The 22,836-nt window shown below is 66.6% G+C and carries 22 protein-coding genes; 7 read left to right on the top strand and 15 right to left on the bottom strand.

Features of this window, described 5'->3' with window-relative positions; all coding sequences use genetic code 11:
- Positions 1 to 57: 57 nt before the first annotated feature.
- Positions 58 to 1,407: a 3-oxoacyl-ACP reductase gene (locus WB508_RS07360; protein WP_423844235.1), complete on the top strand. Its 1,350-nt coding sequence runs from the start codon at positions 58 to 60 to the stop codon at positions 1,405 to 1,407.
- Positions 1,404 to 2,291: a MaoC/PaaZ C-terminal domain-containing protein gene (locus WB508_RS07355; protein ID WP_423844234.1), complete on the top strand. Its 888-nt coding sequence runs from the start codon at positions 1,404 to 1,406 to the stop codon at positions 2,289 to 2,291. Before WB508_RS07360 ends, WB508_RS07355 begins: the two co-directional genes overlap by 4 nt.
- A 15-nt stretch (positions 2,292 to 2,306) precedes the next feature.
- On the opposite strand, the gene WB508_RS07350 is transcribed toward WB508_RS07355, so the two are convergent.
- From WB508_RS07350 to WB508_RS07335, 4 genes are read right to left on the bottom strand one after another with little or no spacing between them, the layout of a single operon-like run.
- On the bottom strand, positions 2,307 to 3,176 hold the full coding sequence (locus WB508_RS07350) for an acyl-CoA thioesterase (protein ID WP_423844233.1): 870 nt from the start codon (positions 3,174 to 3,176) through the stop codon (positions 2,307 to 2,309).
- Between the two features lie 9 nt (positions 3,177 to 3,185).
- Positions 3,186 to 4,082 (bottom strand): PAC2 family protein, encoded by an 897-nt coding sequence (locus WB508_RS07345; RefSeq protein ID WP_423844251.1) that lies wholly within the window; start codon positions 4,080 to 4,082, stop codon positions 3,186 to 3,188.
- A gap of 53 nt (positions 4,083 to 4,135) precedes the next feature.
- Positions 4,136 to 6,022, bottom strand: coding sequence for a 1-deoxy-D-xylulose-5-phosphate synthase (gene dxs, locus WB508_RS07340; RefSeq protein ID WP_423844232.1), 1,887 nt, complete (start codon positions 6,020 to 6,022; stop codon positions 4,136 to 4,138).
- Positions 6,023 to 6,059: 37 nt separating this feature from the next.
- Positions 6,060 to 7,046, bottom strand: coding sequence for an SMP-30/gluconolactonase/LRE family protein (locus WB508_RS07335; protein WP_423844231.1), 987 nt, complete (start codon positions 7,044 to 7,046; stop codon positions 6,060 to 6,062).
- Positions 7,047 to 7,204: 158 nt separating this feature from the next.
- Between WB508_RS07335 and WB508_RS07330 the strand changes: the two genes are divergently transcribed.
- Complete coding sequence (locus tag WB508_RS07330; RefSeq protein ID WP_423844230.1) at positions 7,205 to 8,461, top strand: DUF222 domain-containing protein; 1,257 nt, start codon at positions 7,205 to 7,207, stop codon at positions 8,459 to 8,461.
- A gap of 390 nt (positions 8,462 to 8,851) precedes the next feature.
- Here WB508_RS07330 and WB508_RS07325 read toward each other — a convergent pair whose 3' ends face one another.
- Both WB508_RS07325 and cimA read right to left on the bottom strand, forming a co-directional pair.
- Positions 8,852 to 9,580, bottom strand: coding sequence for a hypothetical protein (locus WB508_RS07325; protein WP_423844229.1), 729 nt, complete (start codon positions 9,578 to 9,580; stop codon positions 8,852 to 8,854).
- A 32-nt stretch (positions 9,581 to 9,612) separates the two neighbouring features.
- Positions 9,613 to 11,223, bottom strand: a complete 1,611-nt coding sequence (gene cimA, locus WB508_RS07320; protein WP_423844228.1) for a citramalate synthase — start codon at positions 11,221 to 11,223, stop codon at positions 9,613 to 9,615.
- 147 nt (positions 11,224 to 11,370) lie between these two features.
- Here cimA and WB508_RS07315 point away from each other — a divergent pair, with 147 nt between their 5' ends.
- On the top strand, positions 11,371 to 12,408 hold the full coding sequence (locus WB508_RS07315) for an NADP-dependent oxidoreductase (protein ID WP_423844227.1): 1,038 nt from the start codon (positions 11,371 to 11,373) through the stop codon (positions 12,406 to 12,408).
- Positions 12,405 to 13,067, top strand: coding sequence for a hypothetical protein (locus tag WB508_RS07310; RefSeq protein ID WP_423844226.1), 663 nt, complete (start codon positions 12,405 to 12,407; stop codon positions 13,065 to 13,067). The genes WB508_RS07315 and WB508_RS07310 overlap by 4 nt, the downstream gene beginning before the upstream one ends.
- Here the strand turns inward: WB508_RS07310 and WB508_RS07305 are convergent.
- From WB508_RS07305 to WB508_RS07295, 3 genes are read right to left on the bottom strand one after another with little or no spacing between them, the layout of a single operon-like run.
- Entirely contained in the window at positions 13,064 to 14,500 is a 1,437-nt protein-coding gene (locus tag WB508_RS07305; protein WP_423844225.1) for an aspartate ammonia-lyase, read from the bottom strand. The genes WB508_RS07310 and WB508_RS07305 overlap by 4 nt on opposite strands.
- Positions 14,501 to 14,510: 10 nt before the next feature.
- On the bottom strand, positions 14,511 to 15,617 hold the full coding sequence (locus tag WB508_RS07300) for a branched-chain amino acid aminotransferase (protein WP_423844224.1): 1,107 nt from the start codon (positions 15,615 to 15,617) through the stop codon (positions 14,511 to 14,513).
- Positions 15,614 to 16,675 carry a 3-isopropylmalate dehydrogenase gene (locus tag WB508_RS07295; RefSeq protein WP_423844223.1) on the bottom strand — a complete coding sequence of 354 codons (1,062 nt, stop codon included), beginning with the start codon at positions 16,673 to 16,675 and terminating at the stop codon, positions 15,614 to 15,616. The genes WB508_RS07300 and WB508_RS07295 overlap by 4 nt, the downstream gene beginning before the upstream one ends.
- Before the next feature lie 436 nt (positions 16,676 to 17,111).
- Between WB508_RS07295 and WB508_RS07290 the strand changes: the two genes are divergently transcribed.
- Positions 17,112 to 17,675: an O-methyltransferase gene (locus WB508_RS07290; RefSeq protein ID WP_423844222.1), complete on the top strand. Its 564-nt coding sequence runs from the start codon at positions 17,112 to 17,114 to the stop codon at positions 17,673 to 17,675.
- Here the strand turns inward: WB508_RS07290 and WB508_RS07285 are convergent.
- A complete protein-coding gene (locus WB508_RS07285; RefSeq protein ID WP_423844221.1) occupies positions 17,642 to 18,262 on the bottom strand; it encodes a YczE/YyaS/YitT family protein in 621 nt (206 codons plus the stop codon). The genes WB508_RS07290 and WB508_RS07285 overlap by 34 nt on opposite strands.
- A gap of 60 nt (positions 18,263 to 18,322) precedes the next feature.
- On the opposite strand from WB508_RS07285, the gene WB508_RS07280 reads away from it, so the two are divergent.
- Entirely contained in the window at positions 18,323 to 19,753 is a 1,431-nt protein-coding gene (locus WB508_RS07280) for a PLP-dependent aminotransferase family protein (protein WP_423844220.1), read from the top strand.
- Positions 19,754 to 19,757: 4 nt separating this feature from the next.
- On the opposite strand, the gene WB508_RS07275 is transcribed toward WB508_RS07280, so the two are convergent.
- From WB508_RS07275 to WB508_RS07255, 5 genes are all read right to left on the bottom strand, one after another.
- Positions 19,758 to 19,919 carry a hypothetical protein gene (locus tag WB508_RS07275; protein ID WP_423844219.1) on the bottom strand — a complete coding sequence of 54 codons (162 nt, stop codon included), beginning with the start codon at positions 19,917 to 19,919 and terminating at the stop codon, positions 19,758 to 19,760.
- 31 nt (positions 19,920 to 19,950) lie between these two features.
- Complete coding sequence (locus tag WB508_RS07270; RefSeq protein WP_423844218.1) at positions 19,951 to 20,211, bottom strand: metal-sensitive transcriptional regulator; 261 nt, start codon at positions 20,209 to 20,211, stop codon at positions 19,951 to 19,953.
- Positions 20,212 to 20,340: 129 nt separating this feature from the next.
- Positions 20,341 to 21,366 (bottom strand): ketol-acid reductoisomerase, encoded by a 1,026-nt coding sequence (gene ilvC, locus WB508_RS07265; protein WP_423844217.1) that lies wholly within the window; start codon positions 21,364 to 21,366, stop codon positions 20,341 to 20,343.
- 47 nt (positions 21,367 to 21,413) lie between these two features.
- Complete coding sequence (gene ilvN / locus WB508_RS07260) at positions 21,414 to 21,944, bottom strand: acetolactate synthase small subunit (RefSeq protein WP_423844216.1); 531 nt, start codon at positions 21,942 to 21,944, stop codon at positions 21,414 to 21,416.
- 79 nt (positions 21,945 to 22,023) lie between these two features.
- On the bottom strand, positions 22,024 to 22,836 hold an 813-nt coding region (locus tag WB508_RS07255; protein WP_423844215.1), incomplete at its 5' end, for a thiamine pyrophosphate-dependent enzyme.

The following is a 22,836-nucleotide window of genomic DNA, read 5'->3' as shown; positions in this document are numbered from 1 at the left end:
GGTTACAGTCAGACAAGCATTTCAGATACCGATGGTATTCGAGAGATAGGACACACCGTGTCAGACAACTACCAGTCCTTCGCCCACAACCCGATCGGGAAGTTCCTCGTCAAGAACCTGGGACTGCCGAATCCGCCGTTCCTCGAACGGTGGAGCGCGGGCGATCCGCTGGTCAAGGGCACGGTCCTCGTCGGAGCCGCCACCGGCAGCACGCTGGGCCCGTCGCTCACCGCTGCCCTGAAGGCTGATGGCATCACCTCGACCACCGTCGCCGCGCCGACCAAGAAGTACAAGGGGCTCGTCTTTGACGCCACCGGCATCGACTCGGCCGAAGGCTTGATCGCCCTGCAGGAGTTCTTCACGCCGGTGCTGCGCAATCTGGCGTCGTGCGGGCGCATCGTCGTGGTCGGCGGTGCCGTCGACGAAGCCACCACCGAAGGCGCGACGATCGCTCAACGCGCACTTGAAGGCTTCACACGCTCGCTCGGCAAGGAGGTCGGGGCTGGCTCCACCGTCAACCTCGTCTACGTGTCGAAGGGTGCCGAGAAGGCGCTCGCGTCGACACTCGGATTCTTTCTCTCCCCCAAGTCCGCCTACGTGTCGGCCCAGGTCATCCGCGTCGGCGCCACCGGAATCATCACGGCACCTGCGGTCAAGGACCTGCAGAAGCCGCTCGCTGGCAAGATCGCCCTCGTCACAGGCGCTTCCCGCGGACTCGGCGAGGCCGACATGCGCACCTTGGCCCGTGACGGCGCCACCGTCATCGGTCTTGACGTGCCGCCGCTGCAGGACGATCTGAAGGCGCTGGCCGAGGAGCTCGGTGGCGACTTCATCGTCGGAGACATCACCGCGGACGACGCTCCCGCGATCATCGCGGCGCACATCAAGAAGCATCACGGCGCCGTCGACATCCTGGTGCACAACGCGGGGATCACCCGCGACAAGCGACTGCGCAACATGAAGGCCGAGAACTGGCAGCTCGTGGTCGACATCTCCGTCGGCGCACCGCAGCGCATCACCGATCACCTGCTGGATCAGAAGCTGATCAACCAGGGCGGCCTCGTCGTCGGCATCGCGTCCATCGCGGGCATCGCCGGCAACAACGGTCAGACCAACTACGCGTCGGCCAAGGCCGGGGTCATCGGCTGGATCCAGTCGCTGGCCGACCGTGCAGCCCAGGACGGCATTCGCGCCAATGTCATCGCCCCCGGCTTCATGGAGACCGAGATGGTCCAGACCATCCCGCTCGGCCTGCGTGAGGCGGGCCGCCGGATGAACTCGATGTCGCAGGGCGGACTGCCCGTCGACGTGGCCGAGGCCATCGCCTGGATGGCCAACCCCGGATCCGCTGCAGTCAGCGGCAACGTCATCGGGGTCAACGGCCAGATGCTGATCGGCGCTTCATGACCGCGCGCACGCGCACCTTCACCAGTGCGCCATCGACACTGCCCCTGATGCTCAAGGCCGTGCTGCCCGCCCTCCCCGTGGTCGGCGGCCTGCCCGGCATCCGGCACCAGCGCGGCAACGAGCCTGACGTCGTGCTCGAACGGCGCGGTGTCCGCACCGACGCCGCCCATCTGGCGGCCTACCGCGAGGTCTGCGGCTTCGGTCCGAATCCGGCTCTGCCAGCCACGTATCCGCACATGGCAGCATTCGGCCTGCACCTGACGCTGATGACCGACACGGCGTTCCCCTTTGCCCCGATGGGCCTGGTGCACCTCCGCAACTCGATCACCCAGCTGCGCCCGATCACGGCGGACGAGACCTTCGACGTCGCGGTGCGCGCAGCGGACCTGCGTCCGCACCCCAAAGGTCATCTGATCGATCTGGTCACCGACGTGTCGATCGGTGGCGACGCCGTGTGGCGCGAGATCACGACGTTGTTCTCGCGCGGCCGAGGTGGTGGGGCCGAGGTGTCCACGGCGCCTCTGCACGGCGTCGAGGCGCCGGACGGTGCCGTGCAGTGGAAGCTTCCCGGCGACCTGGGCCGTCGCTACGGCGCGGTATCGGGCGACCGCAACCCGATTCACCTGTACCCGTTGACGGCCAAGGCGTTCGGCTTCCCGTCCAACATCGCGCACGGCATGTGGACCAAGGCCAATTGCCTGGCAACCTTGCAGAGCAGACTGCCTGAGGCCTACACCGTCGACGTGGAGTTCCAGAAGCCGATCCTGTTGCCCAGCACGGTGGCATTCGGCTCCGAGAAGTCCGGTGACACCACCACCTTCGGCGTCGTCGGCGTCAAGAAGGCGTCGACGCATCTGGTCGGTCAGGTCACGCCCGCAGCCTGACCCGCCAGATCGAAGCTACTGCTGGGTGACGCGACGGATCAGGCCCTCCTGAGCGACCGTCGCGACGAGGGTGCCGTCGGCGGAGAAGACGCGCGCAGTGCTGAGGCCGCGGGCGCCAGAAGCCGAGGGCGACGTCTGGTCGTACAGGAGCCACTCATCGGCGGCGATGGGGCGGTGGAACCAGATGGTGTGGTCCAGCGAAGCCGGTTGGACCTGTGGCGACCCGATGACTTGACCGTGCGGCACGAGGCTGGCGCCCAGCAGACTCAGGTCGCTGATGTAGGTGAACGCCGCATTGTGCACATGGCGGGACTTCGGCAGCGTTCCGTCGGCCCGAAACCACAGTCGCTGAACAGCTGGCACCAGCTGGCGCTGCGGATCGTCCTCGGCGCGGTTGTCGCCCACATAGCGAACGTCGAAGGACGACCACTCGCGCTTCCAGCGGTCGGCCGCGGTGGGACTGAAGCTCGCGATGAGTTCATCCATCGTGGTGGACTCCGCAGGCGACGGAACGTCCGGCATGAGGTCCTGGTGGTCCCAGCCTGGCTCGTCGACCTGAAACGACGCCGTCATGTAGAAGATGATCTCGCCGTGCTGGCGAGCCGCTACGCGACGTGTCGTGAACGACCGCCCGTCGCGGACGTTCTCGACGTCGTACACGATCGGGATGCTCGGATCGCCGCCGAGAATGAAGTACAGGTGCAGCGAGTGCACGTGACGGTCGTCCGGCACGGTCTGCTGGGCGGCCATCAGCGCCTGGGAGGCCACCTGGCCGCCGAACACCCGGGAAAGATCGCTCTCGATCGGCTGGGAGCCGCGGAACAAGCCCTCCTCCAGCTTCTCGAGGTCGAGCAGGCGGACGACTTCATCGAGTGAGGCAGGCACGCAGCCAGCCTACTGGTCGTCCTTGCCCTCCTGGCGGGCAAGGAACTGCTCGAACTGGTCGGCGATCTCATCGCCGCTGGGCAGATCGTCGTCAGCGGCCAGCAGGGATTCCGCCGCACCACGGGTGAAGGCGTCGTACTGCTCCTCGAGGCCCTCGAGAAGGCCTTCGCCACCCTGATCGTGGATCTGCTGCTCGATCTCGGCTCGGGTGGCATCTCGGCGTTCGCGCAGCCGCGAGTCGTCAATGGCCAGACCAGTGCGATCGGTGAGCGCCCCGAGCAGGGCCAAGGCGGCATCGGGAAAATCGATCTGCGCAAGGTAGTGCGGGACGTGCACGACATACCCGGCCGCGTCGTGCCCCCACTCACCCAGTCGTAGCTCCAGCAGCGACTGAGCCGACGAGGGGACGGTGACCTGAGCCGACCACAGGTTCTTGCGATCCACCAGGTCGGGCCGGGTGCCGTGCGCGGTGATCATCGGCGGACGCGTGTGCGGCACACCCATCGGGACGGCGCCCAGACCGAGAGACAACGGGACGCCGAGGTCTTCGATGACTTCGTGGGTCTCGGCAACGAACCGCTCCCACTGGAAGTCGGGCTCTGGACCGGACAGCAGCAGGAAGGGCGCGCCGTCGGCGTCCTGCTCGCGCACGATGTGCAACCGCGGCTCGTCGTAGTCGGCGTAGCGGTCCTCGCTGAAGTTGATGGAGGGGCGCCGTGCCCGGTAGTCGAACATGGCGTCGATGTCGTAGGCGTGCACGATCTCGCCCTCGCCGGAGCTGAGCTGCGAGGCGGCCAGTCGCGAGGCTGACCCAGCGCCGAGAAATCCGTCCAGGACGTGCACGAGCACCGGGCCCTCGGGCGGCGCGTCGGGACCGGAGCTCTGGCGTCTACTGGAGAACTTCATCACCGATCACAACCTCTCAGGCGTCGTGGGTATTCCGCAGGCCGAAGCGCAGGTCACAGGGCCGCGACGGCCTGCGCTGCGATGGCCTCGGCGGTCAGGCCGAGTCGTTTCAGGATGACGTCGCGCTTGGCGTGGTCGAGGAACTCCTGCTCGACGCCGCGTACCTGCACCGGCGTGTCGACTCCTGCCTCGCGCAGGGTCTGGGTGATGGCGGATCCGACACCGCCGTGGATGCCGTTGTCTTCAAGCGTCACGACCAGGCGATGGCCCCGCGCGAGGTCGACGAGCGCCGGATCGACCGGCTTGACCCAGCGCGGGTCGACCACTGTGACGCCGTGTCCGGCGGTGCGAAGGATGGTCGCGGTGTCGCAGCCGAGACCGGCGAACGCCCCGACGGCGACGATCAGGACATCGGTCTGGTCGTCGCGCGACAGCACGTCGACTCCCCCGAGCCGATCGATCGCTTCGATGTCGGCACACACCGCGCCCTTGGGGAATCGAACGACGCTCGGCGCGTCATCGATGGCCACAGCTTCGCGGAGCAGCTCGCGCAGGCGGGTGCCGTCGCGCGGGGCCGCCAGATGCAGGCGCGGGACGATCTGCAGCAGCGACATGTCCCACATGCCGTTGTGGCTCGCGCCGTCATCGCCGGTGACGCCGGCTCGATCGAGCACGAACGTGACCCCGCACCGGTGCAGCGCAGCGTCGAGCAGAACCTGGTCGAATGCCCGGTTGATGAAGGTGGCGTAGACCGCGACGACCGGGTGCAGACCGCCGAGAGCCATGCCGGCCGCGCTGGTCACGGCGTGCTGCTCGGCGATGCCGACGTCGAAGACGCGATCTGGAAACTTCTCGGCAAAGGCGTCCAGCCCGACCGGGTACATCATCGCGGCCGTGATGCCGACCAGATCGGGCCGTTCGTCCGCGATGCGCACGATCTCGTCGCGGAACACCGACGTCCAGCCGGCCGGCGCCACGGCAATGGCGTCTCCGGTTTCGGGGTCGAAGGGCACCGACTGATGCATCTGATCGTTTTCGTTGGCGACGGCGATGTCGTAACCCTGGCCCTTGGTCGTGATGACGTGCACCAGCACCGGTCCCTCGAAACGTTCTGCCTGCGCCAGAGCGTGTTCAAGCGCAACGCGATCGTGGCCGTCGACCGGACCGATGTACTTCAGGCCGAGGTCCTCGAACATGCCCTGCGGCGCCAGCGCGTCCTTGACGCCTTTCTTGACGGCGTGCAAGGCGCCGTAGGCCACGGGCCCGACCCGACCGGAGCGATTCAGGCGTTCCTTGATGGCGCTCAGCGTGGGTTCGTAGCGAGGATTGGTCCGGATCACGGTGAGGCGGTTGGCCAGCCCGCCGACGGTGGGGGTGTACGAGCGACCGTTGTCGTTGACGATGACGACCAGGCGGCGATCCTGGTCGGCCGCGATGTTGTTCAGTGCCTCCCACGCCATGCCGCCCGTCATCGCGCCGTCGCCGATGACCGCCACGACATGATCGGGCTTGCCGAGCAGCTGATTGGCCTTGGCCATGCCATCGGCGTAGGACAGGCTCGTCGAGGCGTGTGAGTTCTCGACCCAGTCGTGCACGGACTCGGCCCGGCTGGGGTAGCCCGACAAACCGCCCTCGGTGCGCAGCGAGGTGAACTGACTGGCCCGGCCGGTCAACATCTTGTGCACGTAGGACTGGTGTCCGGTGTCCCACACCACCCGGTCGCGCGGCGAGTCGAAGACCCGATGGATGGCAATGCCGAGCTCGACCACGCCGAGGTTGGGACCAAGGTGACCACCGTTGGAGGCCACCGCGCTGATCAGCAGGCTTCGGATCTCAGCAGCGAGGCGCGTGAGCTGGTCGGCATCCAGATCGCGCAGGTCCGCCGGCCCGGTGAGTCCCGCGAGGACGCTCACCGGTGTCTCGTTCCTCTCGTCGACCATGCCTGTCAGTCTATCGGCGTCAATCCACCACGCGAGATCAAGGGAGGTCGAAGCGCGCGATCGTGGTCTGCTCGAAGCTGCCCATCCACACGGTGTGGCCCACCTGTCGCAGGCCGGTCGGCATGCCGAACCGGTCGTTCTGCCCGGCCATGTCGTGCACCAGCGAGCCGTCTGGACCGTAGGCCTGCACGTGGATCAGCGGCTTGGCCTGTGGCTGGAGCCGATCAGGCAACGACCAGACCACCTTGCGGAGCCACGGGGCCTTGGGCAGCAGGGTGTCCAAGATCTTGTCCCGGGGCGACACCAGGGCCACCCAGACGTTGCCGTCCTCGCCGGTGGCGATGTTGTCCGGAAAGCCAGGGAGCACGCCCCCGAAGGGTTCGGCGGTCCCGGCGCGATCGCCTGTGAGCCACCAGCGCTGGAGCGCGTAGCCGGCGGTCTCGGCCACGATCAGAAAGGATTCGTCCGGGGCCAGTGCCACGCCGTTGGCGAACGCCAGTCCGTCCAGCAGCACGGTGAGCGTGCCGTCGACGTCGCGACGGAACAGCCGACCGGTCGGGCGGTGCTCCAGCAGGTCGCCACGGAAGTGCTCGAAGCCGAATCTCGCCGAGCTGTCGGTGAAGTAGATGGTGCCGTCCTGCGCGGTGGCGGCGTTGTTGCAGAAGCGAAATGGCATGCCCTCGAAGCCGTCGGCCAGCACCCCGATCACCCCGTCGGCCGACATCCGCAACAGACCATGCGTCGAGTCGCACACGACGTACCCGCCGTCCGGGTGATGCTCGATCCCCAGCGGACGACCGCCAGTGTCGGCAAACACCATTTCAGCACCCGAATCCGGATCGATCGCCAGGATGCGACCGTCGTTGACGCCGGTCAGAATCTGGCCGTCCTCGCGGATCAGCACGTCCTCGGTCCCGAAGCCCGACGTGTCGTACACGCGCATCTCCCCCAGTGGCGTCGGACTGCCGGGTGGGTCAGCCGGCGGTGGGGTCCAGCGGGCGGGGTCGAGCGCAGGCTTGGTCATGACGTGACCCTACGTCCAGCATGATCTGGCACGGGCGCCGACACAGTCCCGCAGAGCCATCGTTGCACGAACCTCAGACAGTCAATCTGCAACGAAACAACCTGAAATATCAAGGAATTTCTCTTGTGTTCGAACGTGTATTCGAGTAAAGTAGAAACATGGATCCCGAGCCCACCATCGACGCGATGCGCACCGCTGCGCAGGCTCTTCGGTCTGGCGATGCTCGTGAACGTGCTCGTGCGATCCAGGTGGCCCAGGACGCTCTCGATGCCGCGAAGGCATTGGCGTTGTCCGAGCTGCAGATCAGCCGCGACCACGAGCTCGATGGTGCGTCGACTCTGAACGCGTGGGTCCGCAACGAGCTGCGACTCAACGCCGGCCAGGCCACCGCCTTGGTCCGCAATGTGTCCGCCCTCGATGAGCTGTCACTGGTGGCTGACGCTGCCACCGCTGGCCGCATCAGCGCCGCGCATGTTCGCGTCTTCGTCTACGGCATCAGACACGTCAGTCTGACCACAATGCGCGAGTTCGAGGACGTGTTCGTCACGGTTGCTCTCGAGCACGACCCTGGTGAGCTGTTCGAGGCCGTCAAGCACCTCAAGGACGTGACCCACCCCGAAGATCTTGACGACGCGTGGGAAAAGGGCATGGACAAGGAAGACTTCGCCGTCAACGCCGTCCCCGACGGCTGGCACGTCCACGGGTTCCTGGGCACCACCACCGGTGCCAAGCTGAAGAAGGTCATCGACTCGGTCTCCGCACCCCACGATGCCGAGGACACCCGCACCGGATCGCAACGCCGCGTGCAGGGTCTGGACCACCTGTTGACCTCGATCCTGGGCAACGGTTTGCCATCAGACAAGGGCATCAAGCCCCACATGTCGGTCTTCGTGGACGCAGACACATTGCAGGCCGCCGCCGAACACGTCCAGCACGCCGACCAGCACCCCGGATACCTCCCCAAGCCGATGCCGCCGGTCGAGCCCGCCACGTTGGCCGGGCACGGCGCCATCGGGCCGAACCTGCTGATGTACTTCGCGTGCGTCTCCGACTTCACCGCCTTCTTGATGAAGACCGACGGCGGCACCCGCCAAGCGCAGGTCCTGAACGCTGGACGCGAGCGCTACCAACCCAACCAGCTGCAACGACGCTCCGTGATCGCCCGTCAGACTGGTGTCTGCGCCACCCCCAGCTGCCACCACACCCACCTGGAGATCCATCACGTCATCTGGTGGTCCCTCGGCGGCACCACCGACCTCGACCTCCTGGTCGGACTGTGCAGCCGCTGCCACCATCTGCTGCACCGTGGCCGACTCCACATCGCCGGCAACGCTGCCGACGGATTCACCTTCACCACCCGCTCCGGCCGCCCCCTACGCCGACGACGACGAACCAGTTTCGTCCGAGCCGCCTGACCACCCCAGTCCGGCGGCCATCAGGCCTGTCGACCACCTGCTGGGTCAACACATGCGGGCTTAGCGCCTACGCACCCTTTGCTGGCTTGGGCCGTGTCCAGTTTGGGTCATGATCCCACGGAGGCTTCCGACCTTTGTTCGGCTTCGACGTGACATGCCAGCTGACGCATGAGTCGCACGGATACACGCGCACAGGAACCTTCTTCGATCCCCCAGTCCACTTCTCCCGAATCTTCAACAGAGCCTCCCGAGCCGAGGTTTGATCCGGGTAGGGATGCTTTGAGCAGCTTCGCATGACCCACGATCTCAGCATCTAGGGTCAGAGGTTTTCAACCGGCGGACTACTAGGTGAATTGGGAGTTTGCGGGCTTGGCAACGCTCCAGCCCCGGCTAGAGATCCTCTAGCTCGTTCAGCGACTCGGTCAGGTCGCCGGTGACCTTGGTGGCGTAGTCCTCGACCGCCGTGATGGCAACCTCGAACTGAGACGCGTAGGTGAAGGAGTAGTTGCGCCTGTCGTCGATGCTGCTGGCCAGTGTGCTGGCCTGGTCGATCAGGTATTGAACGGCCGCGTCGACCGTGGCAGCGAGCTTTTCCTGGCCCTTCGGCACGGTCGCCGCCGCAAGTCGCTCCCGAGCGGACACGAACGCTGGAATCAGCGTGGACCGCAGCTCGACGCTGTCCGAGAGGGTGGTGGAGGTGACGTAGTCAGTGATCCGCATGTCGAGGACCTCGCGCGCAGTCTTGACGTAGGCGAGGGCGACGCTGGCCCGCTTCAGCTCCGCGCTCACCTCCCGGTAGGGCTCGAGCAGACCAGCCTCGACCTCTTCGGCCAGCATGTATGCGGTGGAATTCTCGATCCCAAAGGAATTGGCTTCGGCCAAGACCGGCGGTTCATCGATCGCGGCGATCAAGGCCTTGCGGATCGCTTGGGGCGATTCCGGGTCGGGCTTCTTGACGGCCTTCACCACACCGGCGCGAAACATCGCCACGGCGCTGAGATAGTCAGCTGCCACCGCGTCGGCCTGCTCGAGCTGCTCGGACTGCTGTTGGCTCTGCACCACGATGAAAGCTCCGAGCCCAGCGGCAATCAACACCGTGATGACCACCGGGGTCATCATGGTGATCCCGAGACGCCTGCGCGATCGTGAAGTCATGAGCCGGTGAGCGGTTCCACTCCGTGATGGCGAAGTCCGTAGGTGAAGGCGTCGACCATGGACTGCCACGAAGCTTCGATGATGTTCGCACCCACCCCCACCGTCACCCACGAGTCCTTGCCATCGGACGTCTCGATCAGCACGCGCGTGATGGCATCAGTGCCGTGGCCCTGATCGAGGATTCGCACGCGGAAGTCGATCAGGTGGAACCGGGCGACGTCGGGGTAAACCCGTTCGATCGCCTGGCGCAGCGCGTGGTCGAGCGCATTGACCGGCCCGTTGCCCTCGCCCACGACCGCGAAGCGCTCGCCACCGGCGTGCAGCTTGACCGTGGCCTCCGACAGCGCGGCCGACCCTCGGTTCGACTCGGCGGACACCCGCCAGGACTCCAGCTCGAAGAAGGACGGACGCCTGCCCTCCATCTCCTCGGCCAGCAGCAGCACGAACGAGGCGTCGGCTGCCTCGAAGGTGTAGCCCTCCTGTTCCATGCGCTTGACCGTGTCGGTCACGCGGGCGAGCCGCGCGGGGTCAGCGGCGAGATCGAAGCCGAGCTCCTTGCCCTTGAGCTCGATGGTGGCGCGACCGGCCATCTCCGAGACCAGCAGGCGCATGTCGTTGCCAACCAGTGCGGGGTCGATGTGCTGGTACAAGTTGGGATCTACCCGGATGGCGCTGGCGTGCAAGCCGGCCTTGTGGGCGAAGGACGACACGCCCGTGTAGGGCTGCCGCGCGTGCGGTGGGTAGTTCGTGATCTCGGAGATGGCGTGTGAGATCCGGGTGGCGTCGGCCAGCCGTCCCTCGGGCAGCACGGGCTTGGCGAGCTTGAGCTCCAGGTTGGCCACGCAGGTGACGAGGTCCGCGTTGCCGGTGCGTTCTCCGTAGCCGTTGATGCATCCCTGCAGATGGGTGACGCCAGCCTGGACCGCGGCCATCGAGTTGGCGACGGCGCAGCCGGTGTCGTTGTGGGCATGGATGCCGAGGCGCGCGCCTGTGCTCAGCAGCACGTCGGCGACGATCTCGCTGACCTGGTGCGGCAGCATCCCGCCATTGGTGTCACACAGCACCGCCACCTCGGCGCCCGCCTCGGCCGCAGTGCGCACGACCTCCAGCGCGTAGTCGCGGTTGTCCAGATAGCCATTGAAGAAGTGTTCGAGATCGACGAACACCCGCTGGCCCTCATCGATCAGGTAGGCCACGGAGTCGCGCACCATCGCGAGGTTCTCCTCCAGCGTGGTGCGCAGGGCCAGCTCGACGTGCTTGTCGTGGCTCTTGGCGACGAGTGTGACGACCGAGGCGCCTGAATCGCGCAACGCGGCCATCAACGGGTCCTCGGCAGGCGCCACGTGGGGCCGCCGGGTGGCACCGAACGCCGCCAGCGTGGCGTGCTTCAGATCGAGTTCCTTGGCAGCAAGCGCGAAGAACTCGGTGTCCTTCGGGTTGGAGCCGGGCCAACCACCCTCGATGTAGCCGATCCCGAGATCATCGAGGTGCCGAGCAATGTGCAGCTTGTCCTGCACCGACAGGTTCAGACCCTCCTGCTGCGCGCCGTCACGCATCGTCGTGTCATAGACGTGGAAGTCCGCAACCTTCTGGTTTCCAGTACTCACTGTCATGTCCTTGCTCGATGTTGCTCAACAAAAAAAGCCTCCCGGGAACTGGGAGGCGGCGCGGCGGGTGTCGTTCTCAGTTCCCGGCGCGCCTGTCAATGATGATCGTGATGGTGCTCACGGAAGCCAGTCTAGACTCATCGACCTATGGCCGACACTGCTACGCCCCACAACGTCCAGATCGTGCTCGCCTCGCGGCCGCACGGCGAGCCCACCCCCGAGAACTTTCGCACCGAGACCGTCCCCATGCCGTCACCCGGCGACGGCGAGGTGCTGCTGCGCACGATCTACCTCTCCCTCGACCCGTACATGCGCGGCCGCCTCAGTGCCGCCAAGTCGTACGCCGAGCCGTACGAGGTGGATGCTCCGCTGGGTGGCGGAACCGTGTGCGAGGTGCTCGAGAGCCGCAGTGACGACTTCGCGCCGGGCGATGTCGTGCTCGCGTTCTCGACCTGGTCGACCCACGCCGTGGCGTCGGCCCGAGCGATCCGCAAGCTCGATCCAAGCCGCGCCCCGTTGTCCACCGCGCTGGGCGTGCTGGGCATGCCCGGTTTCACCGCCTACGCAGGTCTGGCCGAGATCGGGCAGCCCAAACCGGGCGAGACCGTCGTCGTCGCGGCGGCCACGGGCCCGGTCGGTTCGCTGGTCGGTCAGCTCGCGCAGCGTGCTGGCGCCCGCGCCGTGGGTATCGCCGGAGGCCCGCACAAGTGCGCCTACCTCGACGACATCGGCTTCGACGTCTCGATCGACCACCGCTCCCCCACGTTCGTTCAGGATCTCGAGGCGGCCACGCCGGACGGCATCGACGTGTACTTCGAGAACGTCGGCGGTGCTGTGTGGGACGCGGTCCTGCGACGGCTCAACGACTTCGCCCGCGTTCCGGTGTGCGGGGTCGTCGCCACCTACAACGACACCGAGGCCCCGGCCGGACCCGACCGGATGCCAGCGCTGATGGGAGCGGTCCTTCGCAAGCGGCTGCGCATCCAGGGCTTCATCCAGTCCGACTTCTCCTCGCACCTGGGCGACTTCCATCGCACGGTTGGGCCGCTCGTCGCCGACGGCACCCTCGCGTACCGCGAGGACGTCGTGCAAGGTCTCGGCGCGGCACCGGAGGCCTTCATGGGCATGCTGCGCGGTGCGAACTTCGGCAAGCTCGTGGTCCAGGTCGGCGATCTCCCCTCGTGAACCGGCTCATCCCGGTCCCCGACCGCTGCCAATCGGCGCACGGGGTCTTCACAGCTGAACCTGTCGACGGTGCGGCGGACTTTCCGGCTCCCGGCGGTGCGTTGCTACGTCGTTTCGGTGCCAGCGCTGATGACGTGGCCAGGCTCGAGGCGCGCGCTCATGCGCGCGTCTTCTTGACCGAGACCTCCACCGTCGACGCCGCATCGGCCGCCCGACGGGCTCGCGAGGACGCCCTCGCCTTCGCCGCCGAGCACGACGGAGTGGTCGTCGACCTCGCCGTGCCCCGGATCGTCACCGGGCCGATCAGCAGCGCCGCTTCCGCATGGGTCGCAGTGGATGTCGACCCCGCCGGCCTGACGAGCCGCGGTCTTGAGACGTTCGGCCTGCCCGAGCTTCGCCTCGATGGCATCGACCCCGAGGCCGTGGCCCCATCGATCGCCCTGATCCTGGGGGTGGCGCAACGACTGCTGACCGAGTGGCCCGCTCGTGACCCGGTCGGGCCGGCCGCCGTCACCTTGCACGACATCGCGCTGGCTTACGACGACCAGGTCGACCAGACCGGGCCTGAGCGCAGCACCGACCTGCTGATCGCGTTTCACGCCGGCGAACTGGTGCTCACCTTGGTGGGCGACCCGGCAGCAGACTTGTTCGGTTCTTAGGAGGGACGCGGCGCGAGATTGGCCAGCGTCTCGGGCCGCAGGATCGCAGCCAGCTGCTCGGGCGGCAGCAGTCCCTTCTCCAGGACGAGCTCGGCCACCCCACGTCCGGTGGCGAGCGCCTCCTTGGCCACGTCGTTGGCCGCGGCGTAGCCGATGTACGGATTGAGCGCCGTGACCAGGCCGATCGAGTTCTCCACCTCGCTGCGCAGAAGCTCGACATTGGCCGTGATGCCGTCGACACAGCGGGTCGCGAGCACCAGGACTGCCTCCCGCATGCGAGACAGCCCCGCCGAGAGGGAGTAGCAGATGACCGGCTCGAAGGCGTTGAGCTGCAGCTGGCCCGCCTCGGCGGCCATCGTGACCGTCATGTCGTGGCCGATGATCTGGAACGCGACCTGGTTGACCACCTCGGGGATCACGGGGTTGACCTTGCCCGGCATGATGCTCGACCCGGCCTGCACCGCCGGCAGGTTGATCTCGTTGAGACCGGCCCGGGGTCCCGACGAGAGCAGTCGCAGGTCGTTGCAGATCTTTGACAGCTTGACCGCGACCCGCTTGAGCGTGCCCGACAGCTGGACGAACGCGCCACAGTCCTGGGTCGCCTCGATCAGGTCGACGGCGCTGACCAGCGGCAGCCCGGTCAGACGGGTCAGGTGGCTGCACGCCACCGGGACGTAGCCAGCTGGCGCATTGAGCTGGGTCCCGATGGCAGTGGCACCCAGGTTGATCTCGTGCAGCAGCAGGACCGCCTCGGACAACCGGGCACGGTCCTCACCGATCATCAGTGAATAGGTGCGAAACTCCTGGCCAAGCGTCATCGGCACGGCGTCCTGCAGCTGCGTGCGTCCCATCTTGAGGACGTCGTGGAACTCGTCGGCCTTGGCGGCGAAGGAGGTCTCCAAGATCTCCATGGCCTCCAGCAGCGCGTGTGTCGCCATGATGATCGCGATCTTGACGGCAGTCGGATAGACGTCGTTGGTCGACTGGCTCAGATTGACGTGCTCGTTGGGGTGCAGCACGTGGTAATCGCCCTTGGAGTGGCCCATCAGCTCCAGCGCCCGGTTGGCGATGACCTCGTTGGCGTTCATGTTTGACGACGTGCCGGCACCGCCCTGGATGACGTCGACCACGAACTCGTCGTGAAACGCACCCGCACGAATCTCCTCGCATGCGACCCGGATCGCGGCGAAGCGTTCGTCGTCGAGCAGCCCCAGATCGTGATTGGCGGTGGCCGCAGCCTCCTTGACCGCAGCGAGGGCCCCCACCAGATATGGGCTGACGCCGATCTCGATACCGGTGATCGGGAAGTTCTCCAGTGCACGCAGGGTGTGGACTCCCCAGTAGGCGTGGAGTGGAACGTCCCGGTCGCCAATCAGATCGTGCTCGGTGCGAAATTCCGCGTTGGTGTCTGATTCCACTGCGTCAACCGACATGCCCCACAGGCTACGCGCTCGGTGGTCCGGCGATCGGACGCAACCACCCGTGCCGGTCCTCGGCGCGCCCGTACTGGATGTCGACCAAGGCGGAGCGAATCTCCGACGTGACCTTGCCGGCTTCTCCCGTGCCGCAGGTGACCTCGCCGTCGTCCCAGCGCAAGGTACCGACTGGCGTGACGACAGCCGCGGTGCCGCAGGCAAAGATCTCGGTGATGGTCCCGTCGGCGACGCCGGTGCGCCACTCATCAAGGCTGACCCGGCGCTGCGTGACGTCGTGGCCGAGATCGGCCGCGAGCGTCAGGATGCTGTCACGCGTGATGCCCTCGAGGATCGAACCGGTCAGCGCAGGCGTGACGATCGAGCCATCGGACTGCACGAAGAACAAGTTCATGCCGCCCAGCTCCTCGATCCAGGTCTGCTCGATCGAGTCGAGGAACACGACCTGGTCGCAGCCGTGGGCGATGCCCTCCTGCTGCGGCAGCAAGCTGGCGGCGTAGTTGCCGCCGCACTTGGCCGCTCCGGTGCCGCCGGCGCCCGCGCGGGTGTACGTGGTGGACAGCCAGATCGACACCGGCTTCAGACCACCCTTGAAATAGGCGCCGGCCGGGGAGGCGATGACACTGTAGGTGACCTTGGCGGCGGGTCGGACACCGAGGAACGATTCAGACGCGTACATGAACGGGCGGAGATACAGGCTCCTCTCCCCACCGGAGGGGACCCAGGTGTGGTCCGCCCGGACGAGCGCATCGATCGATCCCAGGAACCAGTCGACCGGCAACGGGGGCAGCGCAAGCCGATGGGCCGATCGCTGCATGCGGGCCGCGTTCTGCTCTGCGCGGAAGAGCTGGATCGAGGACTCATGCGCGTAGGCCTTGAGTCCCTCGAAGATCTCCTGCGCATAGTGCAGGACAGCCGCCGAGGGGTCGAGCGTGATCGGGCCGTACGGCACGACGCGGGGGTCCTGCCAGCCCTCATCGGGGGTCCAGTCGGCCACGAACATGTGGTCGGTGAAATGCGTGCCGAACCCGGGGTCGGCAAGGATCGCCTCCCGCTCTGCGTCGGACTTGGCGTGCGGATTCGCCTCGAAGCGAGCGGCGAACGGCGTGATGGTCATGACACCGACACCTTCTCGGCCACCCGCGCCGCGATCGCCTCACCCACCTGCTCGGTGCTGCGAGTCCCTGCGCGAGCTGCCAGGTCGGCCTCGACGGCCTCCGCGATCTGAGCGGCCGCCACGGGATGTCCGAGATGCTCCAGCAGCATCGATCCGGACAAGATCGCGGCGGTGGGGTCCGCGACGGACTGACCGGCGATGTCAGGGGCCGAACCGTGGACCGGCTCGAACATGCTCGGCACCGAGCGGTCGGGATTGATGTTGGCACTGGCTGCCAATCCAATGCCTCCGGTGATCGCGGCCGCCAGATCGGTGAGGATGTCGCCGAACAGGTTGTCGGTCACGATCACGTCGAATCGAGCCGGATCCGTCACGAGGAAGATGGTGGCAGCATCGACGTGAAGATAGTCGACCGCGACCTCTGGGAACTCCGTGGCGATCGCGTCGACGGTGCGGGTCCACAGGTGGCCGGCGTGCACCAGCACGTTGTTCTTGTGCACCAGCGTCAGCTTGCGGCGTGGCCGGGCCTGCGCCCGAGCGAAGGCGTCGCGAACGACCCGCTCGACGCCAAATCGCGTGTTGACGCTGACCTCGGTCGCCATCTCGTGGGGGGTGCCGACGCGAATCGCGCCACCGTTGCCGACGTACGGACCCTCGGTGCCCTCGCGGACCACGACGAAGTCGACCTCGCCGGGGTTGCCCAGCGGGGTCGGCACGCCCGGGAACAGCCGGGAGGGACGCAGGTTGACGTAGTGGTCGAGCTCGAACCGCAGCCGCAGCAGCAGTCCTCGTTCGAGCACGCCAGACGGCACGGAGGGATCCCCGATGGCGCCCAGCATGATGGCGTCGTGCCCACGCATCTCGGCCAGGACCGACTCCGGGAGGGTCTCCCCCGTGGCGTGATAGCGGCGCGCCCCGAGGTCGTACTCCGTCTGGGCGAATGACAGGTCGTGCTGGGCGGCAACGACGTCGAGCACCGCGAGTGCCTGGGAGGTCACTTCAGGGCCGATGCCGTCACCGGCAACGACGGCGAGGGAGTACGAGGTGGTCTGTGGCATGCGTCGATCCTAGAGGGGTCTCAGTTGTCGTCTGGACGGTCGGTCGGCTCGATGTCGAGCACCGGCGCGTCATCGCGCAGGTGAGCTGGACCCCACTCGAGGTGGGTCGTGGGTTGGACCTGGGGTTCGAACATGGTGCTGCTCCTGTCGGGACGGGTGATCGGGTGCGGGCGGTGGCCGACAGCACACCGACGTCGCACCGGAGATCGTCCGGACAGCGAAACAGGAGACGTGATCAGATCGTGATCGAGAGCCCTGCGGCGAGCTGTCGGGCCACCTGGTGACACCAGGCTTGTGGCGTCATCGACAAACACCGCGGCAGGGATATGGCCCTAGGAGGCCCCGCCGCGGCGAGCAATGAGTACGACAAGCATCTTCCGCATGGTGACCACAGCGTAGACCCAGACCCCTGCCGTGTCCATGACAGACTGGCCGCATGAGCGCGCCGGCCGAAGTTCCTGCCCTGGTGTCAGCCACGCTCGACCTGTCGCGCCAGCGAGGATTCATCACCTCGATCCGCCACGAGACGGGCCGATTGCTGGCGGCCTTGGCAGCTTCGCGCACCGGAACCCTGGCCGAGCTCGGCACCGGATGTGGCGTGGGATCAGCCTGGTTGTCCAGCGGTGCATCGAAGCAGTCACGGGTCGTCAGCGCCGAGCTGGACCCATCACTGGCTGAGGACGCGCAACGCATCTTCGCCGCCATCGACAACGTGGACGTCGTCGCCGGAGACTGGTCCACGCTGGAGCAGTACGCACCGTTCTCGATGCTCTTCGTCGATGTGCGTGAGGTCATGGAGGAGATTGATGTTCTCGCCGATCTGCTCGAGACCGGCGGCATCGTGGTGCTCGACGACTTCGTCCCGTCAGCTTTCTGGCCACCGATCGTCGACGGTCAGGTCGATTCAGTGCGCGAGCGCTGGCTCACCGACGAGCGCTTCGCAGCAGTCGAGATGTTGATCGACCCCTACGCCTCGCTGATCATCGCCACGCGCCGCTGACGACTGGCGCGCTCCGGCCCCGGAACGATGCCGAGGAAGAACTGGACGAGAGGGCCGATCGCGAGGGCGTAGAGCACGGTGCCCACGCCCACGGTGCCACCGAGGATGAAGCCGACCACCAGCACGGTGACCTCGATGACGGTGCGCCACAGCCGAATGCTGCGGCCGGTCAGACGCACGAGACCGATCCACAGCCCGTCCCGGGGGCCAGGGCCGAGCGCAGCGCCGATGTAGAGGGCACCGGCCAGTCCGTTGCCGACCACTCCTCCCGCGAGGAGCAACATCCGCAGCACCAGATCATCGGGTTGCACGATCAACCAGATACCGAAATCAGCCGCCAGACCAATGACGATCACGTTCAGCACCGTGCCGATGCCCGGTCGCTGACGCAAGGGAATCCACAGCAGCAGGACGACCGCACCCGTGACGATGACGACCTGGCCGAAGGTCAGCGAGACCCGGGTCGCCACCCCTTCGTGAAACACGTCCCACGGGTCAAGGCCGAGCGTCGACTCGACCAGCATCGCCATGGTGAAGCCGTACAGGAACAGCCCGACGTTCAGCTGCGCCAATCGTAAAATCATCATGGGTCCAGTCTGACTCGAAGTGGCCTCGTGGAAAATATCCAATTGTGATTCACTGGCCTCATGCCTGCTCTGTCCGCCCGACGTCTGGCCGACCTCCTGGGGCCGATGGACGATCGTGGTCCTGCCTACCGTGAGATCACCGACCGGCTTCGGCTCATGATCGTCGATGGACGGGTCGCCGACGGCAGTCGGCTGCCGTCCGAGCGGGACCTGGCCGCCGCCCTCGGCGTCAGCCGCACCACCAGTGCGCGGGTGTACGCCGAGCTGCGCGCCGCCGGCCTGACCCGATCGCGACAAGGTTCGGGAAACACGGTCGCGCTCCCCCGATTCGCCTCGTCGACGAGCAGCCTGGTGCCGATGTCCGACGACTCCGACACCATCGCGATGACGTACTCGGCCTGGCCCGGCCCGCCCGGCTTGGCTCGTGCCTTCGAGGTCGCTGCGGCGGGCCTACCGGGACTGCTCTCCACCACCGGCTACCTCCCCGACGGCCTGCCGCGGCTGCGCTGCTTGTTGGCTGACCGGTACACCGAGGAGGGGCTACCCACCGATCCCGATCAGATCATCGTGACCAACGGGGCGATGGGCGCAATCTCACTGGTCGCCCGGGCCCTCGCCCGACCAGGCTCTCGCACGCTCGTCGAGGGGGTGACATATCCGCACGGCGCCGACGCATTCGCTGCTGGCGTCGGACGCCTGAGCGCTTTACCGGTGTCCGAACGTCCGTGGGACGGGCTGGACGACGCATTGGCCGCCGGTCGGCACGACGCGGCATACTTCGTGCCGGACTTCCACAATCCGACAGGTGCCGTCATGGCCGACCACGAGCGCGGCCACTGGGCCCGTGCCCTGAGTCGGCGTCACGTGGTCCCCGTGGTCGACGAGTCACTGCGTGATGTGAATCTGGACGGCATCGCGATGCCGCCGGTCTTCGCCACCTACGATCCCCGGGCGATCCTGATCGGATCATCCTCCAAGTCGTACTGGGGCGGTCTGCGGGTCGGATGGCTGCGCGCGCCGCAGTCGTCGATCGTTCCGCTGCTGCAGGCACGGATGATGGACGACCTTGGGTCATCGGCCTTCGACCAGCTGGTCCTGTGCGAGCTGCTCGAGGACGGCGGACAGACGTTGGCGGCATCGCGGGCCCGTTCCCGCGCAGCCCGCGACCACCTGCTGGAGCAGCTGGCGATCCAGCTGCCGCAGATGCGGGCCACCTGTCCCACCGGTGGCCTGAACCTGTGGCTGACCCTCCCCGAGCGCGTCGGCACCGCGCTGGTCGCAGACGGCACCGATCACGGCCTGCTGTTGACGGCGGGGTCTCGATTCTTCCCCGGTGCCCCCGCAGCGGGTGAACGCCATCTTCGACTGCCCTTCACCCAGTCGCACGAGGTCCTGACCGAGGCCGTCCGGCGCCTGTCGCTCGCGTGGGAGTGCGTCTCGTCAGGCACAGCCACTGCGGGGACGGCACCCGCAATCGACATGATCGCCTGAGCGGTCAGCGACCCAGGATCCGCGCCAGCCAGCCGTTGTTGTTGGGGTCGTCGTGACCGGGGCACTGGTTGGCCTTCGGCACTCCTGCCATCACTTCATCGACGTGCTGGCCGCATCCGGCCCACGTGGTCTTGCCGCACTGGCTGCAGGTCACTGGTTGGCACATGGTGCTCCTTCTGAGTTGATCGTGAATGACTCTAGGCGAGCGACAGAAACAGACGTTCCATCTCGGCGATGTCCATGTCGGGTTGATCGGAACCGGTCAGGCAGTCACGCAGTCCCGACGCGATGACCGCGAATCCGGCGCGATCGAGCGCCTTGGCCACGGCCGCCAGCTGAGTGACCACGTCCTTGCAGTCACGACCCTCCTCGATCATCCGGACGATGCCGCCGATCTGGCCCTGGGCTCGATTGAGGCGTCTCACGACAGCTTCCATGTCCGTGGAGTTGAGCTCCATCAGATGTCCTCTCGAGGTCGGGCCTGTCTGCGAGCATACCCCCAGGGGTATATTGGTTCCAGCGCCCACACCAGCGGCGCCACACCCGTGTGGGGATGTGACGCCGTCGACACGGTGCAGATCGAACGGTCAGCGACCAGCCTGACCCTCGACGTAGTCAGTGTCCTGCTGCTTCCACGAGAAGTGCGAGCGCAGCACCTTGCCCGTGGTCTCGATCGGATGGCCGGCTTCCTTCTCACGCAGCTGGTTGAACTCGACGGCGCCAGCGTCCTGATCGTCGATGAACCGCTTGGCGAACGTGCCGTCCTGGATCTCGGCCAGCACGGTCTGCATGGTCTTCTTGACCTCCGGTCCGATGACCCGGGGACCAGACACGTAGTCGCCGTACTCGGCGGTGTCGGAGATGCTCCACCGCTGCTTGGCGATGCCACCCTCCCACATCAGGTCGACGATCAGCTTCAGCTCGTGCAGCACCTCGAAGTAGGCGATCTCGGGCTGGTAGCCCGCCTCGGTCAAGGTCTCGAAACCGGCCTGCACCAAGTGTGAGACGCCGCCGCAGAGCACGGCCTGCTCTCCGAACAAGTCGGTCTCGGTCTCTTCGGTGAAGGTGGTCTTGATGACGCCGGCGCGCGTGCCGCCGATGGCCTTGGCGTACGAGAGCGCCAGGTCCCATGCGGTTCCACTGGCGTCCTGCTCCACCGCGATGATGTCCGGAATGCCACGTCCGCTGACGAACTCACGGCGCACCGTGTGACCGGGTGCCTTGGGCGCCACGAGCACGACGTCGATGCCCGGCGAAGGTGCGATGTATCCGAAGCGGACGTTGAAGCCGTGGCAGAACACCAGCGCGTCGCCGTCGACCAGGTTGGGCTCGATCGATTCGGCGAACACGTGACGCTGTACCTGGTCTGGCGCCAGGATGACGATGACGTCGGCCTCCTCGACCGCCTCGGCGACGGTGCACACGCGCAGGCCCTCCGCCTCTGCCTTGGCGATGCTCTTGGAGCCCTCGGGCAGGCCGACGCGGACGTCGACGCCGGAGTCGCGCAGGTTCAGCGCGTGCGCGTGACCCTGGCTTCCGTACCCGATGACGGCCACATGGCGGCCCTGGATGATGCTGAGGTCTGCGTCGTCGTCGTAGAACAACTCGGCCACGAGGGTGTCTCCTTTGGGTGAAAAGATGGTGCGGTCCGGCTGGGGGTTCAGCCTGCCTGCGCTCCGGGAACGGCGCGCATCGTGCGGTCTGTGATGGATCGGGAGCCGCGACCGATGGCCACGCGGCCGGACTGGGCGATCTCCCGAATGCCGAACGGCTCGAGAACGTTCAACATGGCGGTCAGCTTGGCCGCGGCACCCGTCGCCTCGATGGTGACAGCGTCGGTGGCGACGTCGACCACCTTAGCCCGGAACAGCTGGACGGTCTCCAGCACCTGTCCACGGGTCTGGGCATCGGTCTTGACCTTGATCAACATGAGCTCGCGCTCGACGGCGCTGCCGGACTCGAGCTCGACGATCTTGAGCACGTTGACCAGCTTGTTCAGCTGCTTGGTCACCTGCTCCAGTGGCAGCTCCTCGACATTGACCACGATCGTCATGCGGGAGATCTCAGGAATCTCGGTCGGTCCCACGGCGAGGGAGTCAATGTTGAATCCGCGCCGCATGAACATGCTCGAGACGCGCGCGAGCACGCCGGGAGTGTTCTCGACCAGCACGCTCAACGTATGGGTGCTCATCGCAGTCCCTCCTGCGTCAAAAGTGCACGGTACGCAGGCAGGACTGCGAGTGCTCGATGGTTCACTCGCTGGCGCTCGTTCACAGGTCTTCCTCGTCCCACTCGGGCGCCAGATCGCGGGCGATCTGGATCGCATCGTTGCTGGTACCGGCATGCACCATGGGCCACACCATCGCGTCGCGCTCGACCACGAAGTCGATGACGACAGGACGGTCGTTGATCGACATCGCCTTCTCGATCGTGGCGTCCAGGTCGTCCTCGGACTCGCAGCGCAGCCCGACGCAGCCATACGCCTCGGCCAGCTTGACGAAATCGGGAATGCGACGGGCACCGATCGATTCCGGACCGGTGTTGAGGTCGGTGTTGGAGTAGCGCTTGTTGTACAGCAGCGTCTGCCACTGGCGCACCATGCCGAGCGAGGAGTTGTTGATGACCGCAACCTTGATGGGGATGTTCTCGATCGCGCAGGTGGCCAGTTCCTGGTTGGTCATCTGGAAGCAGCCATCACCGTCGATCGCCCACACGACCTCGCCGGGCAGGGCCACCTGGGCACCCATGGCCGCGGGCACCGCATAGCCCATCGTGCCGGCGCCGCCGGAGTTCAACCACTGCCGAGGACGCTCGAAATCGACGTAGTGCGCCGACCACATCTGGTGCTGGCCGACACCAGCGGTGTAGGTGGCCTGCGGACCGGCGATCGCGCTGATGCGCTCGATGACGGTTTGGGGGGCCAATCCTGCGGCAGGCTTGTCGTAGCCGACCGGATAGCGCTCCTTGATGCCCAGCATCTGCGCCTTCCACGGGGCGAAGTCGAGCGTGAGACCGTCCTCGGCCTGCTGCTTGCGCACCGTGGTCAGGAGGTCGGCGATGACCTCGCGGCAGTCGCCCACGAT

The sequence above is a fragment of the Aeromicrobium sp. genome, assembly GCF_049586495.1.
GTDB lineage: Bacteria > Actinomycetota > Actinomycetes > Propionibacteriales > Nocardioidaceae > Aeromicrobium.
The sequence above is the reverse complement of the archived record's forward strand: the minus strand, read 5'-3'. Positions and strand labels throughout refer to the sequence as shown.